At 69.9% G+C, this 13,921-nt stretch carries 15 protein-coding genes and 1 tRNA gene; 7 read left to right on the top strand and 9 right to left on the bottom strand.

Annotated features, from left to right (window positions below; translation table 11 throughout):
* Positions 1–100 precede the first annotated feature (100 nt).
* From ASF65_RS17635 to ASF65_RS17620, 4 genes are all read left to right on the top strand, one after another.
* Positions 101–733: a DnaJ domain-containing protein gene (locus ASF65_RS17635; protein WP_055892091.1), complete on the top strand. Its 633-nt coding sequence runs from the start codon at positions 101–103 to the stop codon at positions 731–733.
* A gap of 95 nt (positions 734–828) precedes the next feature.
* Positions 829–1,815, top strand: coding sequence for a cobaltochelatase subunit CobS (gene cobS / locus ASF65_RS17630; RefSeq protein ID WP_055892343.1), 987 nt, complete (start codon positions 829–831; stop codon positions 1,813–1,815).
* 5 nt (positions 1,816–1,820) lie between these two features.
* Positions 1,821–3,728 (top strand): cobaltochelatase subunit CobT, encoded by a 1,908-nt coding sequence (gene cobT / locus ASF65_RS17625; protein WP_055892088.1) that lies wholly within the window; start codon positions 1,821–1,823, stop codon positions 3,726–3,728.
* A gap of 2 nt (positions 3,729–3,730) precedes the next feature.
* Positions 3,731–4,762, top strand: coding sequence for an esterase-like activity of phytase family protein (locus tag ASF65_RS17620; RefSeq protein WP_244486810.1), 1,032 nt, complete (start codon positions 3,731–3,733; stop codon positions 4,760–4,762).
* Between the two features lie 10 nt (positions 4,763–4,772).
* Here the strand turns inward: ASF65_RS17620 and ASF65_RS17615 are convergent, their stop codons facing one another.
* The 3 genes from ASF65_RS17615 to rpmB form a co-directional block, all read right to left on the bottom strand.
* Positions 4,773–5,426 (bottom strand): queuosine precursor transporter, encoded by a 654-nt coding sequence (locus ASF65_RS17615; RefSeq protein ID WP_156369379.1) that lies wholly within the window; start codon positions 5,424–5,426, stop codon positions 4,773–4,775.
* 94 nt (positions 5,427–5,520) lie between these two features.
* A complete protein-coding gene (locus tag ASF65_RS17610) occupies positions 5,521–5,886 on the bottom strand; it encodes a hypothetical protein (RefSeq protein WP_156369371.1) in 366 nt (121 codons plus the stop codon).
* A 47-nt stretch (positions 5,887–5,933) separates the two neighbouring features.
* On the bottom strand, positions 5,934–6,233 hold the full coding sequence (gene rpmB, locus ASF65_RS17605) for a 50S ribosomal protein L28 (protein ID WP_055892333.1): 300 nt from the start codon (positions 6,231–6,233) through the stop codon (positions 5,934–5,936).
* 233 nt (positions 6,234–6,466) lie between these two features.
* Between rpmB and ASF65_RS17600 the strand changes: the two genes are divergently transcribed.
* Positions 6,467–7,246, top strand: coding sequence for a DUF3108 domain-containing protein (locus ASF65_RS17600; protein WP_055892083.1), 780 nt, complete (start codon positions 6,467–6,469; stop codon positions 7,244–7,246).
* 3 nt (positions 7,247–7,249) lie between these two features.
* Here ASF65_RS17600 and ASF65_RS17595 read toward each other — a convergent pair whose 3' ends face one another.
* The gene (locus tag ASF65_RS17595; protein WP_055892080.1) at positions 7,250–7,552 is read right to left on the bottom strand and encodes a YggT family protein; all 303 of its coding nucleotides are present in this window, start codon (positions 7,550–7,552) and stop codon (positions 7,250–7,252) included.
* 188 nt (positions 7,553–7,740) lie between these two features.
* Here ASF65_RS17595 and ASF65_RS17590 point away from each other — a divergent pair.
* Both ASF65_RS17590 and ASF65_RS17585 read left to right on the top strand, forming a co-directional pair.
* Positions 7,741–7,816 (top strand) — tRNA-Ala (locus ASF65_RS17590).
* 61 nt (positions 7,817–7,877) lie between these two features.
* On the top strand, positions 7,878–9,146 hold the full coding sequence (locus tag ASF65_RS17585; protein ID WP_055892076.1) for an MFS transporter: 1,269 nt from the start codon (positions 7,878–7,880) through the stop codon (positions 9,144–9,146).
* Between the two features lie 3 nt (positions 9,147–9,149).
* Here the strand turns inward: ASF65_RS17585 and ASF65_RS17580 are convergent, their stop codons facing one another.
* The 5 genes from ASF65_RS17580 to ASF65_RS17560 form a co-directional block, all read right to left on the bottom strand.
* Positions 9,150–9,602 carry a hypothetical protein gene (locus tag ASF65_RS17580; RefSeq protein ID WP_055892073.1) on the bottom strand — a complete coding sequence of 151 codons (453 nt, stop codon included), beginning with the start codon at positions 9,600–9,602 and terminating at the stop codon, positions 9,150–9,152.
* Between the two features lie 85 nt (positions 9,603–9,687).
* Positions 9,688–11,136 carry a Si-specific NAD(P)(+) transhydrogenase gene (gene sthA / locus ASF65_RS17575; protein ID WP_055892070.1) on the bottom strand — a complete coding sequence of 483 codons (1,449 nt, stop codon included), beginning with the start codon at positions 11,134–11,136 and terminating at the stop codon, positions 9,688–9,690.
* 103 nt (positions 11,137–11,239) lie between these two features.
* Positions 11,240–11,992, bottom strand: coding sequence for a glutamine amidotransferase (locus ASF65_RS17570; RefSeq protein WP_156369370.1), 753 nt, complete (start codon positions 11,990–11,992; stop codon positions 11,240–11,242).
* Complete coding sequence (locus ASF65_RS17565) at positions 11,989–12,465, bottom strand: TerB family tellurite resistance protein (RefSeq protein ID WP_055892067.1); 477 nt, start codon at positions 12,463–12,465, stop codon at positions 11,989–11,991. Before ASF65_RS17565 ends, ASF65_RS17570 begins: the two co-directional genes overlap by 4 nt.
* 39 nt (positions 12,466–12,504) lie before the next feature.
* Positions 12,505–13,920: a heme biosynthesis HemY N-terminal domain-containing protein gene (locus tag ASF65_RS17560; RefSeq protein ID WP_082505806.1), complete on the bottom strand. Its 1,416-nt coding sequence runs from the start codon at positions 13,918–13,920 to the stop codon at positions 12,505–12,507.
* Position 13,921: the final 1 nt, after the last annotated feature.

Genomic DNA, 13,921 nt, shown 5'->3' with positions numbered 1-13,921 from the left:
CGCCGCCCGGCGGGCCTGTCGCCGGCTCTCCGTTTTGGGCGGGTTTTCCGTTCTGTCAATTCTTGTTCGCACGGGGGCAGGTCCCCATAATCGCGGTCTGATGAAGCTCGACTCCAAATACTTCGACAAGATCCGGGTCCGCCCGGCCCGGTCCGGGCCCGAACCCGAGCGTGCGCCCGTCTGCATGTGGGAGGGCTGCGAGGAGCCGGGCTCCCACAAGGCGCCGCGCGGGCGCGACCACGAGGGCCAGTACCTCCACTTCTGCGTCGACCACGTGCGCCAGTACAACAAGTCCTACAACTACTTCTCCGGGCTCGGCGACGACGACATCCAGAAGTACCTGAAGGACTCGCTGACCGGCCACCGCCCGACCTGGACGATGGGCTCCAACAATTCGGGCGGGGCGGCGAAGGTCTCGCCGACGCCCTCGACCAAGCCGAGCGGGCGCCCGCGCCGCTTCAACGGCGGACGCCCGCGCGATAGCTTCAACCTGTTCGGCGAGGGCGAGGCCACGGTGGCCGCGCCGCGCCGCAAGGCGCGCACCCTCGAGGTCAAGGCGCTGACGACGCTCGGCCTGCCCGAGAGCGCCGGCGGCGAGGCGATCCGCGTGCAGTACAAGGCGCTCGTCAAGCAGTACCATCCGGACGCCAACGGCGGCGACCGCGGCTCGGAGGACCGTCTTCGCGAGGTCATCCAGGCCTACAAGCTTTTGAAGGCGTCGGGCTTCTGTTAATCCCTGATTCCAGCCCTGTTCGAGACGCGCGGCCGCACGAGGCGACCCGCGAGATGTAAGGCCTGCCGAACGGCGGCAGCGCCCCTGGAGGTATGATGAGTGCAGCGGAACTGGAAGTGGCGAACCTGCCCGACGCCATGGTCTCCGTCCGCGAAACCTTCGGTTTCGACAGCGACCTGAAGGTTCCGGCCTTCTCGAAGGCCGACCCGCACGTTCCCGAGATCGACCCGGACTACCTGTTCGACCGGCAGACGACGCTCGCGATCCTCGCCGGCTTTGCCAAGAACCGCCGCGTCATGGTGTCGGGCTACCACGGCACCGGCAAGTCGACCCATATCGAGCAGGTCGCCGCCCGCCTCAACTGGCCCTGCGTGCGCATCAACCTCGACAGCCACGTCAGCCGTATCGACCTCGTTGGCAAGGACGCGATCACGGTGCGCGAGGGCATGCAGGTCACCGAGTTCCGCGACGGCGTCCTGCCCTGGGCCTACCAGAACAACGTGGCGCTGGTCTTCGACGAGTACGACGCGGGCCGGCCGGACGTGATGTTCGTGATCCAGCGTGTCCTCGAATCGTCGGGCCGTCTGACGCTCCTCGACCAGGCGCGCGTCATCCGCCCACACCCGGCCTTCCGCCTCTTCGCCACCGCCAACACGGTGGGCCTCGGCGACACGACGGGCCTCTATCACGGCACGCAGCAGATCAACCAGGCGCAGATGGACCGCTGGTCGATCGTCACCACGTTGAACTACCTGCCGCACGACAACGAGGTCGGCATCGTCCAGGCGAAGGCGAAGCACTTCCAGACCCGGGAAGGGCGCGCGCAGGTCTCCAAGATGGTGCGCGTCGCCGACCTCACGCGCTCGGCCTTCGTCAACGGCGACCTCTCGACCGTGATGAGCCCGCGCACGGTGATCACCTGGGCCGAGAACGCCGAGATCTTCGGCGACATCGGCTTCGCCTTCCGCCTGACCTTCCTCAACAAGTGCGACGACCTCGAGCGCCCGCTGGTCGCCGAGTTCTACCAGCGCGCCTTCGGCGAGGACCTGCCGGAGGCGGCGTCGAACCTCGTCCTCGACTGATCTCCATGGCATCGCGCATCGGCGACAACTCCACCAAGGCCCCGCGCGGCAAGGCGCCCGACCGCGAGCCGTTCCGGCGCGCGGTGGCCGGCTGCATGCGCGCCATCGCCGGGGACGCGGAGCTCGAGATCACCTACGGCAACGAGCGGCCGGGCCTGACGGGCAACCGCGCCCGCCTGCCGGAACTGCCCAAGCGCGCGGCCGCGACCGACGTCTCGGTGGTGCGCGGCCTGTCGGACGCCATGGCGTTGCGCAAGGCGCGCCACGACGCGCGCGTCCATGCGACCCTTTCGCCGGACGGGCGCGGCGCACGCGCCGTCTTCGACGCGCTGGAGCAGGCGCGCTGCGAGGCGATCGGCGCCAATGCGATGCCGGGCGTCGCCGACAATCTCGCCGCGATGCTGGAGGACAAATACCACCGCTCCAACCTGTCGGAGGTGACCGACCGGGCCGAGGCGCCGCTCGAAGACGCGCTGGCGCTGATGGTGCGCGAGAAGCTCACCGGCCGCCCCGTGCCGCCGAGCGGGCAGGCCGTGGTCGAGGTCTGGCGCGACTGGATCGAGGACAAGGCCGGCCAAAAGTTCGAGCGCCTGGGCGAGACCGTCGAGGACCAGCGCCTCTTCGCGCGCGCGATCCGCGACATGCTCGTCTCCATGGAGATGGCGGAGGAACTCGCCGACGACCAGCAGTCCGAGGACGAGGAAACGCCCGAGGAGGCCGGCGACAACCAGAGCCGCGACAACGAGGAGTCCGGCGCCGAAAAGGAGGCTGGCGAGGATCAGGCGGAGCCCGAGGAATCGGAGGGCGAGGCCGAGTCGGAGGACACGTCCGAGGCCGAGACCTCCGAGGTGACGGCCGAGGAGCCCTCCGACGACGAGGAGCCCGACTCGGAGACGCCCGGCGATTCGCGCCGCCCCAACCAGGCGATGCCGCGCGATCTCGGCGACACCGACTACCGCGTCTTTTCCGAGGCCTTCGACGAGACGGTGGGCGCCGAGGAGCTGTGCGACGAGGCCGAGCTCGACCGCCTGCGCGCCTTTCTCGACAAGCAGCTCGTCTCGCTGCAGGGCGCCGTCGGGCGCCTCGCCAACCGCCTGCAGCGCCGCCTGATGGCGCAGCAGAACCGCGCCTGGGACTTCGACCTCGAGGAAGGCTATCTCGACACGGCGCGCCTCACCCGCCTCGTCACTGACCCGATGCAGCCGCTCTCCTTCAAGATGGAGCGCGACACCCAGTTCCGCGACACGATCGTCACGCTCCTGATCGACAATTCCGGCTCGATGCGCGGTCGGCCGATCACGGTGGCGGCGACCTGCGCGGACATTCTCGCCCGCACGCTGGAGCGCTGCGGCGTCAAGGTCGAGGTGCTCGGCTTCACGACGCGCGCCTGGAAGGGCGGCCAGTCGCGCGAGGCCTGGCTCAAGGCCGGCAAGCCGCAGCGGCCGGGCCGCCTCAACGACATACGGCACATCGTCTACAAGGGCGCCGACGCGCCGTGGCGCCGCGCCCGGCGCAATCTCGGCCTGATGATGCGCGAGGGGCTGCTGAAGGAGAACATCGACGGCGAGGCGCTGATCTGGGCGCACAACCGCCTGCTCGCGCGGCCCGAGCAGCGGCGCATCCTGATGATGATCTCGGACGGCGCGCCGGTCGATGATTCGACGCTGTCGGTGAACCCCGGCAACTACCTGGAGCGGCACCTGCGCGCCGTGATCGAGGAAATCGAGACGCGCTCGCCGGTCGAGCTTCTCGCCATCGGCATCGGCCACGACGTGACGCGCTACTATCGCCGCGCCGTGACGATCTCCGACGCCGAGGAGCTGGCGGGCGCGATGACCGAGCAGCTGGCCGCCCTGTTCGAGGACGAGGGTGAGATGCCGGCCCGCCGTCGCCGCTCGGCCGGCCGCCGCTGACGGTGGCGCCGCGCCTGAAGCGGACGGGGCGCGCGGCGCTCCTTGCCGCCCTCCTCACGGCCGGCGCGACGCTGAGCCCCGCCCCGCGCGCGCTGTCGGCCGAGACCGAGGTCCGCGCCCAGCCGATCACCCGCTTCGGCATCGGGCGCGACACGGTGCGGTTCGGGGCGCTCGAATACGTCGGCGGCTTCGTCTATTCCTCGTCGGACGGGCGGCTGTCGGGCGTGTCCTCGATCCGCATGCGCCCGCGCGGCGCGGGCTTTCTCGCCGTGACCGACACCGGCTTCTGGTTTTCCGGCGTGATCCGGCGCGACGCCGAGGGCAGGCCCGTCGGCATCGCGGACGCCCGCATCGCGCCGATCCTCAACCCCGCCGGACGCGCCATGCCGAACAAGGGGCAGGCCGATGCCGAAGGGCTCGCGATCGCCGGCGGCGAGGCGCTGGTCAGCTTCGAGCGCGACCATCGGATCGAGGCCTTCCGTCCCGCATCCGCGCCCTTCGAGGCGAAGGGCCGGCGCCTGCCCCTCCCGATCCCGCGAGGGGAACTGCGCAGCAACGGCGGACTGGAGACGATTGCCGCCGCGCCGGAGGACTCGCCCCTCGAGGGCGCCGTCGTGGTCGTGGCGGAAACCTCGGTCGACGACGCCGGCAATCTCTTTGCCGCCGTGATGGGGCGCGGCGTCTTCAAGGTGAAGCGCGAGCGGCCCTGGGCGGTGACCGACGGCACCTTCCTGCCGGACGGCGATCTCCTGCTTCTGGAGCGGCGCTACGAGGGGCTCGGGCGCGTCGGCATGCGCATCCGCCGGATCGACGGCACCACGATCCGTCCCGGCGCGCTGGTCGACGGCCCGGTGCTGATGGAGGCCGATCTCGGCGAGGAGATCGACAACATGGAAGGGCTGGACGCCTGGGAGGGCACGGACGGCCGCACCCACTTGTCGCTCGTTTCCGATGACAACGGCTCCTTCTTCCAGCGCAACCTCTATCTGGAGTTCCGCCTCGCGGACGACCGCGAGGCGGCGCCGGGCCGGTGACCGGCGCCCCTCAGACCGCCGCCACCCGCGCGTCGCGATAGGGCAGAAAGGCGTTGATCACGACCCGGTAGGGCACGAGGCCGAACACTGCGATGATCAGCTTCACGCTGAAGTCGCCGAGGGCCCAGGAGACCCAGCGCGGCGCCTCGACGGCGAGCAGTCCGAACAGCGGCGCCGATTCCAGCGCGAAGGGCTCGTTCGGCCCGAGAAGCAGGAACATTGGCGCGAAGGCGAGCGAGAAGAACACGAGCGTGTCGAGGATCGTGCCGAGGATGCCGCTCGCGAGCGGCGCCTTCCACCACGAGAGGCGGCGCAGCCGGTTGAAGACGAGGATGTCGAGAAGCTGCGCGAACAGGAATGCGAAGCCGCTGGCGAGTGCGATGCGCAGCAGGCGCCCGGCCTCCGTCTCGAACGGCGTCAGGCCCAGCCGGTGGAGGATCGGCGGGAACACGATCGAGCTCACGACCGCCGCCGCAAAGCCCAGATACACGATGCGGCGCGCCACCGCCGGTCCGAACAGGCGGTTGTTCACGTCGGTGACGATGAAGGCGAAGGGATAGACGAAGGCACCCCAGGTCAGGAGGTCGGCCAGCGACAGGGGGCCGAGGGTTCCCTGGACGGGAAACTGCACGGCGATGTTGGAGGCGAGGACGATGATCGTCATGGCGATCACCGGCAGCACGGTGCGGCGGGACAGGGTCACGGCGGGCATCCATTTTTTTAGGCTGGGGTATGGCACCAGCGTCGGGTTGTCGGTGTCAGCGCGCCTGTGTCTGGCGCGCGGCGATCTCTGCGACCAGTTTGTCGCGTTCAGGCCCGGCGGGGCCTCGCAGGATCTTGCGCTCTTCGGAGGACACGCTGGTCGCGATATAGCCCCGATCACGCATGCATTGGGCGGTCAGCTGATACTTCTCGATCGAGCGCGCGACGCCGCGAGCCGCGCCTGCAGCCGCAGCTCCGCCGAGGCTTCCCGACGGATTGAGGACAGGAGAGACGTAGACGCCCTCCTCCACCTTCCCGCGGCAATCGCCATAGTCAGCTTCCCAGAGGTCGCCCGGTCGGTCGGCACGTACGAACTCGCTCGGCAGCGACGCGCATGCCGGCAAGAAAAAGAGCGCTGCCACGGTGACAGCGCTCCCCATCAGACTCGAAAAACGAGACAAACCCTGGCTCAGGCGGCTTCGGCCGTCGTGGCGGTCTTCTTGGCGATCTGGCGCTTCAGGAGACGGGCCTTCTGCGACAGGTCATGCTCGGCAGCCTTGGCGAGGAAGGCGTCGAGGCCACCGCGGTGCTCGACCGAGCGCAGCGCATGGGCCGAGACGCGCAGGCGGAAGCGCTGGCCGAGGGCGTCGGAGATCAGCGTCACCTGGCACAGGTTCGGCAAGAACCGGCGACGGGTCTTGTTGTTGGCGTGGCTGACGTTGTTGCCGGTCTGGACGGCCTTGCCGGTCAGTTCGCAAGCGCGTGACATGGGATCACCTTTCAAACGTTCGATACGGCCTTCCGGGGCGCGCCGCCGCCGGAACGGCAGCGCGATCATCGACCCCATGGCATGATCGGAAAATCGACTGTGCCTATAGTGGCGTGCGCGCGCGCCGTCAAGCCGCCGCAGCACCAGGGCCCGTACGGGGCCCGCGCGGGGCTTGATCCGGCCCGCATGCGCGCCCACAAAGAGGCACCTCGAGCCCAGCCGGAGAACCGCCCATGCTTCGCGCCGCGACCGGCCTTTTCGCATCGGCGCTTCTCGCCCTCGCCGCGCCGGCGGGCGCTGAGGCCGCACCCCTGCGCACGGTCTACACGATTTCTCTGATCGGGCTACCGGTCGGTCGCGCCGAGTTCCGCACCACGATCGATGCGCGGCGCTTCAAGGTGGAGGGGACGCTGTCCTCGGCAGGCCTGGCCGAACTCGTGTCCTCGACGCGCGGCACGAGTTCGGTGTCGGGGCGAATCGCGGGTCGCAGGCTTCTGGCCGACCGCTACGCGCTCGCCTACACGAGCGACGGCAAGTCGTGGGCGAGCGACCTGTCGCTGCGCTCGGGAAGCGTCGTGTCGGCGAAGGTCGCGCCACCGGCCCGCAACCCTGCGCCGGCCGATTTCGTGCCGGTGCGCCGGGCGCAGCTGACGAGCGTCGTCGACCCCTTGAGCGGCCTGATGATCGCGCCGGGAAAGCCGGGCGATCTCTGCCGGCGCACGCTCAACGTCTATGACGGCTGGAGCCGCATCGACCTGCCTCTCAGCCCCGCCGGCACGGAGCGGGTGCGCACCGACGGGTTCGATGGCGAGGCCGTGGTCTGCACCACGACGGTCCGCCCGGTCGGCGGCTACCGCACCTCGTCCAACGGACTGCGGTTCCTGCGCGGCAAGGTGATCCGGCTCTGGTTCGCCCCGATCGGCGACACCGGCGTCTATGCGCCGGTGCGCGTGTGTATTCCGACCGAGGTCGGCCCGCTCTCGCTGACCGCCTCGACCTTCGCGAAGCCGTAAGGCTCAGATGCCGGCGCGATACACCGCCGGGGCCACGTAGATGTAGATGATCTGCTGCAGGAAGAAGATGATCAGGAGCACCACCAGCGGCGACAGGTCGAGCCCGCCGAAGTTCGGCAGGACGCGACGGATCGGGCGGTAGAGCGGTTCGGTCATCCGGTACAGGAAGTCGCCGATCGTGGAGACGAACTGGTTGCGCGGATTGACGATGTTGAAGGCGAAGAGCCAGGACAGGATCGCCGACGCGATGATGATCCACCACAGGATGTTGAGGATCAGAAGGACGACTTGGATGACGGCGAGCATGTCGGGCGGCGGCCTTTCGGTTGCGGCTCTCGGGCCGGCGGTTTCATGGCGCGAGGCTCGCACGACGAAATGGGTATTTCCCTAACGAATACCAGCGCGACGGGCCCGCTTGCGCGATCGTGAACGCGGGGCGACATCCTGCTTGACAGGCCCCGCGCCGCTATCCTACAAGCCGCCCACTGGTGGACGGGGCTGTAGCTCAGTTGGGAGAGCGCGTCGTTCGCAATGACGAGGTCAGCGGTTCGATCCCGCTCAGCTCCACCATTCCTTCCCCTTGCGACCCATGGCAGACAAGCGGGCCCGACCGGCTCCGCGAGGCGCAGCCATGACCGACGACCTGCGGACCCCCGACATCGAGCCGCCGGTTGAGGCGCCGGCCGAGGATCGCTTCGCAGCCTTCCGCAACACCCGCTTCCTGCGCTACTGGCTCGCCCGGTTCCTGGCCGCCTTTTCCGTGCAGGTCGTCGCCGTCTCGGTCGGCTGGCAGATCTATGAGCTGACGCGCGATCCGCTCGATCTCGGCCTCATCGGCCTGTCGCAGTTCCTGCCCGCGCTGCTTCTCGTCTTCGTCACCGGCACGGTCGCCGACCGCTATTCGCGCCGCCACATCATGGCGCTGGCGATCGGCGTGCAGGCGCTGGGCGCCGCGGTCCTCCTTGCCCTCACCTACCAAGGCCTCGTCACGCCCGCGCCGGTCTTCGCGGTCCTCGTTCTCTTCGGCATCGCGCGTGCCTTCTTCGGCCCCGCCGCCTCCTCGCTCGTCGTCAACCTCGTCTCCAAGGACGAACTCGCCAACGCCATCGCCTGGAACTCCTCGTCCTGGCAGATCGCCTCGATCGTCGGGCCGGTGGCCGGCGGCCTCCTCTACGGGCTGTCCTCACACCTGTCCTACGCGGTCGCGCTCGCGCTCTTCGCCGTCGCCGGCCTCCTAATCCTCTCGGTGCCGGCCCCCGCCCAGCGGACCAGTCGTGAGCCGGCGACCCTCTCCACCGTCCTCGCGGGCTTCCGCTACATCTGGCGTGAGAAGGTGGTCCTGGGCGCGGTGTCGCTCGACCTCTTCGCCGTGCTCCTCGGCGGCGCGGTTGCGCTGATGCCTGTGTTCGCGCACGACATCCTCCAGGTCGACGAGTTCGGGCTGGGGCTCCTGCGCGCGGCGCCCGGCGTCGGCGCGATCCTGACGGCGATCTGGCTCGCCGCCCATCCGGTCAAGGACCATGCCGGCCTCGTGATGTTCGCCTTCGTCGCGCTGTTCGGCGCCTTCACGGTCCTGTTCGGCCTGTCGACCTCGCCCTGGCTGTCGATCGCGGCGCTGATGCTGATGGGCGCGGCCGACATGATCTCGGTCTATATCCGCGAGATCCTGCTCCAGCTCTGGACGCCGGACGACGTGCGCGGGCGCGTCAATGCGGTGAACGGCATCTTCGTCGGCGCGTCGAACGAACTCGGAGAATTCCGCGCGGGCGTCATGGCCTGGAGTATCGGCGCGGTCCCCGCCACCGTGATCGGCGGTGCCTGCACGGTTGCGATCGCCGGTATCTGGGCGTTCGCCTTCCCGCAGCTGCGCCGGGCGCGAAGTCTCGCCGCGCGCGAATAGCCCTCAGTCGAGGCTGCCGCGCAGCGCGAGGCCGAGCGGCGCGTAGGGCCGGGCGAGCGGCGCCGGGCCACTGGCGGGACCTAAGAGAAGCGAGGCGTCGATGGCGCCCGCGGAATCCGCCGGCGGCAGCGGCTCGGACGAGGCGCGCCGCAGGACGAAGCGCTGGAGATAGGCCTGACGCGCGGCTTCGCGGCTGGAACCGGGACGACGCAGATCCCAAGGGGCGAGTTCCGCCGAACGGCGCAGATGCGTGCCGCCGATGCTACGCGAGACCGAGACACGCGTCGCCGTCGGACCCGGACAGATGCGCCGCCAGGACGGCGTGTCGGCGTCGCGCCCGTCGAGGCAGACCGCGACGGGCATCGACGAGCGGACGATCGCCGCGCGCGACCCGCCGCTGTAGCAGGCGGCCAGCACCGCGGAACACATGCACAACAGGGCCGCGACGCGGATCATGCCCGAACTCCCGATCAACCGGGGCGAAGCATAGGGGCGTCCGGCTTAACGCCGCGTCATCGCAGCTTCCGACGCTCGCACATGGTCAGGCCAGCGCCTCGCCCGCCCCTTCCGGCGGCGCCACGGGCACGGCGCCCGGCAGCGGCGCGAAGGCGCGGTTCCAGGCGTCGAGCGAAGCGATCTTGTAGGCCTCGGCCAGCGTCGGGTAATTGAACGTGTTCTCCATGAAATAGTCGATCGTGCCCTTCAGATTGAGCACGGCCTGCCCGATGTGGATCAGCTCGGTCGCTCCCTCGCCCACGATGTGGACGCCGAGCAGCCGGCGCGTCTTCTTGGAGAAGATCATCTTCATCATGCCGCTCTGGAGGCCCATGATGTGGCCGCGCGAGGTTTCGCGGAAGCGCGCGATGCCGCATTCGTAGGGAATGCCGCGCTTGCGCACGTCCTCCTCGCTCATGCCGACGGTCGAGATTTCCGGTACGGAATAGATGCCGTAGGGAAAGAACTCCGGCGCCGGGGGCGTCGCGACGCCGAAGGCATGGCAGGCCGCGATGCGCCCCTGCTCCATCGAGGTGGAGGCAAGGCTCGGGAAGCCGATCACGTCGCCGGCGGCATAGATGTGCGGCACCGCGGTCTGGAGCGTCTTGCCGTCCACCGCGATGCGGCCGCGATGGTCGCAGGTGAGGCCCGCGGCGGAGAGGTTCAGCCCGTCGGTCGCGCCCATGCGGCCGGCCGCAAAGAGAAGCACATCGCCCGCGACGTCACGCCCGGTGGCCAAGCTGCAGACCGGGCGCCCGGCGCCGTCGAAATCGATCTTCGTCACCTCGGCGCCCAGCCGCAGCGCGACGTTGCGATCCCGCAGGTCGTGGACGAACTCCTCCATCAACTCCTTGTCGACGAAGTCGAGGAAGGTCGGGCGCGGCTCGATCAGCGTCACCTGCACTTCCAATGCCGAGAAGATCGTGGCGTACTCGACGCCGATGACGCCGGCACCGATCACGGTGAGCGAGCGCGGCAGCTTCGGCACCTCGACGATCTCGTCGGAATCGAAGACGTTGGTGCCGTTGAAGGGCACGTAGTCGGGGCGGAAGGGCCGCGTGCCGACCGCGATCAGGATCGTGTCGCCGTGGAGCGTGCGCACCTCGCCCGACGGCAGCGCGACGTCGATCTCGTGCGGCGAGCGAAAGGCGGCGCGCCCGTGCAGGATCTTCACGCCGTTGCGCGCGAACTGATGGTCGAGAACGTCGACCTCGTGTTCCAGCGTCTTGACCATGCGCGCCTGGATGTCGGCGCTGGTGATGTCCTGCTTGACCCGGTAGGCGCGCCCGTAGAAGCCGCGCTCGCGCCAGCCCGACAGGTTGAGCACCGTCTCGCGCATGGTCTTCGACGGGATCGTGCCGGTGTGGACCGACACCCCGCCGACGCGGCCTTGCGATTCGACGACCAGCACCTGCCGCCCGAGCTTGGCCGCCTGGATGGCGGCGCGCCGGCCCGACGGCCCGCTGCCGATCACGATCATGTCGTAGCGCTGCATGAGGGTCCCCGTCCGCGCGTCATCCGTCCCGTGCGGCCGCCCGGAATGCGAGGGCCACCCGATGCTGCATAGCGAAACGAGCTTATGCGAGGCGGGCTTCCGGCTAGACGGCGCGCCCGAAGATCAGAGCCAGGAAATCACCGAGCCAGCGCTTGACCGGGGCATCGTGGATGGCGCGGCCGGTGAAGTGCTCGCGCCTGGCTTGCGCGCCCGGCAGCGACAGGCGCGCGTGCCCGCGCGTCGTCCAGCGGTGCATCATCGCGAGCGTCAGTTCGGCATGGAACTGGACCCCGTAGGCGTTGTCGCCGTAGCGCATTGCCTGATTCTGGAAGCGCTCGCCCGTCGCCAGCAGCGTCGCGCCGGCCGGCAAGGTGAACCCTTCGCGATGCCATTGGTAGACCATCGGCGGCCAGTCGCCGAGAAGCGCACGCCCCTCGGCCGTCGCCTCCAGCGGATAGTATCCGACCTCGACGAGGCCCTCCGGGTGCGGCCCGACGGTGCCGCCGAGATGCTTCGACAGCATCTGGGCGCCGAGGCAGATACCGAGAAACGGGCGGTTCTCGCGCAGTGGCACGTCGAGCCAGTCGATCTCGTGGCGCAGATGCGGGTCGGGATCGTTGGCGCTCGGCGGCCCGCCGAAGAGGATCGCGCCGCGATGTTCGTCGAGGGTGGCGGGCAGGCGCTCGCCGAGCACCGGCCGCCGCACGTCGATGCGCACGCCCGCCGCCTCCAGCACCTGTCCGACGCGGCCCGGCGTCGAGGTTTCCTGGTGAAGGACGACGAGGATGGGCCGCTCGTCGTCGCGTCCCGACAGGCGGAAGCGGGACGGCGCGTCGCCAGGAAGGGATGCCTTCAAGCCTCGATGCTCCCGGCCCGTTCCACGGCACCGTGCATCGCATCGTGCTTACCGCGCATCCGGTCGCGGGTCGACACGCCCAGAAGCTCCGCAATGCGCCAGACCGTGTTGTCCTCCAGCTCGTGCACCGCTCCATCGACGAAGACGACGCGCCACAGGAGCTCGACGAAACGCACCCGCTCGGCTTCGCCGAGATGGCGCATCAGGACGCTGGTGAACCGGTAGAGATCGACGGCTTCCGCGTCGGCGGCCTCGCCCGCCGCTTCGATGCGCCGGGCCGCCTCGCCGTCGAGGCCGTATTCCTCCGCCAGGACCGCCCGCAGCGTCTCGATCTCCAGCGCGGAGGCCGAGCCGTCCGCCTCCGCGACATGGAAGAGAAGTGCGGCCGCCGCGACCCGGAGGTCGTCGGCGTCGTGCGGGCCGGGCCCGCCCCCGGTCAGCGCGGCGAAGAAGTCCTTCAATCCTTCGAGCATCGAATCGTCCGGGTCGGGCGGGGTGGAAGCGGGAGAGCGTCAGGCGTGTTCGGTGGGGCGCGGCGTGTCGGCCGCAGCGTCCGGGCTGCGCGGCTGGTCGGCGCTGCGGGGGTAGCTGTCGGCGATGGCGCGGATCGAGCCGGGCTCCGATAAGGTCGCGACCTGAGGTGTTGCGGGCGGCGACACCCAGCGGAAGGCGTCGAGCCGGCCTGTCACCGGCGACACCGGCGCCCACTCGCGACGCGTCACGCCGTCGGCCGTCCAGGCCGGGTCCTTCGGCGCATGGACGGCGCGCGCCATCCACTGGCGCACCAGCGCCTCGTTGCCGGACTCGGCATCCTCGATGTCGGCCAGAAGCAGGTAGGTCGATTCGCGCGGAGCGGCTTCGGCCGCAGCCGTCGCCTCGGCGCGGGCGGTCGCGAAATCGCGGGCGTCGAGGGCGGCGTGGGCCACCGCAAGGCGCGACTCGACATGGCCGGGATGCAGCGCCGCGAGCGCACGGGCGCGGCGCAGACGCTCCTCGACGCCGTCGCCGGAGCGCGCGTGGATGTAGAGCGCGGCGATTTCGGGATGCGGCTCGTGCTTCCACGAGGCTTCCAGCGCCTTGGTGGCGGCGCGTCCGTCGCCGAGGCGGATCGCGGCGCGACCGGCGATCGCGGCGGCGGGAACGAGATCGGGTGCGAGCTTCTGCGCCTCGCGGGCGAGCGCGCGGGCGGCGTTCGGGTCGGCGTCGGCGAGCGTCTGCGCCTTGCCGGCCAGCAGCACGGCGCGAAGGCGACGGCTTTCCGCCTTGTCGATCAGGCGCGAATCGCGCTGCGCCTCGAGAATCGCGAGAGCACCGTCGAAATCGCCCTGCGCCGCCTTCAGGTCGAGCACGGCGCCGCCGGCCCAGCCGACATGGGGCGCGATGCGCACGGCGCGCTCGGCGTAGTTGCGCGCGGCCCCCCGGTCACCGAGGCGCTCGGCCTCGAGGTAGAGGCCTCTGAGGCCGACGAGACGCGTCTCCGGCTGGGCTTCGAGTTCCTCGAAGATCGAGCGGGCGCGGGCGTTGTCGCCCTCGATCAGCGCGGTCTGCGCGTCGAGGAAGCGCAGCATCGGCTCGGAACGGCCCGGCAGGAGCTTGGCCGCCTGCTTGGTCATGCGCCGCGCGGTGACGGCATCGCCCGCACCGACCGCGATGATGCCGGCCGACAGCGCGCGATAGCCCTTGTCGCGGCGGCGCGTCGAGAAGAAGCGCGACACGCGGTCGGGCGCCTTGAAGAAGCCGCGCACGATCCAGAACAGGAGAACAGCCGCCACGACCAGCGCGATCTGCAGCACCACGAAGACGGTGAAGCTCGTGCCGACCTCCTGGCCCTGCCAGATCAGCGACACGGTTCCCGGGTGGTCGGCGAGCCAGGCGAAGCCGAGACCGGCGGCCAGGACGACGAGGAAGAAGGCGAGGATAGCCAGCATG

The sequence above is a fragment of the Aureimonas sp. Leaf324 genome (assembly GCF_001423245.1).
Lineage (GTDB): Bacteria > Pseudomonadota > Alphaproteobacteria > Rhizobiales > Rhizobiaceae > Aureimonas.
Note: the sequence above shows the minus strand (reverse complement) of the source record. Positions and strands in the feature narration are given on the sequence as shown.

Excerpts from the sequence above, each read along its gene's own strand:
- ASF65_RS17635 (WP_055892091.1), top strand. The coding sequence starts at position 101 with ATGAAGCTCGACTCCAAATACTTCGACAAGATCCGGGTCCGCCCGGCC.
- cobS (WP_055892343.1), top strand. The coding sequence starts at position 829 with ATGAGTGCAGCGGAACTGGAAGTGGCGAACCTGCCCGACGCCATGGTC.
- cobT (WP_055892088.1), top strand. The coding sequence starts at position 1,821 with ATGGCATCGCGCATCGGCGACAACTCCACCAAGGCCCCGCGCGGCAAG.
- ASF65_RS17615 (WP_156369379.1), bottom strand. The coding sequence starts at position 5,426 with ATGACGATCATCGTCCTCGCCTCCAACATCGCCGTGCAGTTTCCCGTC.
- rpmB (WP_055892333.1), bottom strand. The coding sequence starts at position 6,233 with ATGTCACGCGCTTGCGAACTGACCGGCAAGGCCGTCCAGACCGGCAAC.
- ASF65_RS17600 (WP_055892083.1), top strand. The coding sequence starts at position 6,467 with ATGCTTCGCGCCGCGACCGGCCTTTTCGCATCGGCGCTTCTCGCCCTC.
- ASF65_RS17595 (WP_055892080.1), bottom strand. The coding sequence starts at position 7,552 with ATGCTCGCCGTCATCCAAGTCGTCCTTCTGATCCTCAACATCCTGTGG.
- ASF65_RS17585 (WP_055892076.1), top strand. The coding sequence starts at position 7,878 with ATGACCGACGACCTGCGGACCCCCGACATCGAGCCGCCGGTTGAGGCG.
- ASF65_RS17580 (WP_055892073.1), bottom strand. The coding sequence starts at position 9,602 with ATGATCCGCGTCGCGGCCCTGTTGTGCATGTGTTCCGCGGTGCTGGCC.
- sthA (WP_055892070.1), bottom strand. The coding sequence starts at position 11,136 with ATGCAGCGCTACGACATGATCGTGATCGGCAGCGGGCCGTCGGGCCGG.
- ASF65_RS17565 (WP_055892067.1), bottom strand. The coding sequence starts at position 12,465 with ATGCTCGAAGGATTGAAGGACTTCTTCGCCGCGCTGACCGGGGGCGGG.
- ASF65_RS17560 (WP_082505806.1), bottom strand. The coding sequence starts at position 13,920 with ATGCTGGCTATCCTCGCCTTCTTCCTCGTCGTCCTGGCCGCCGGTCTC.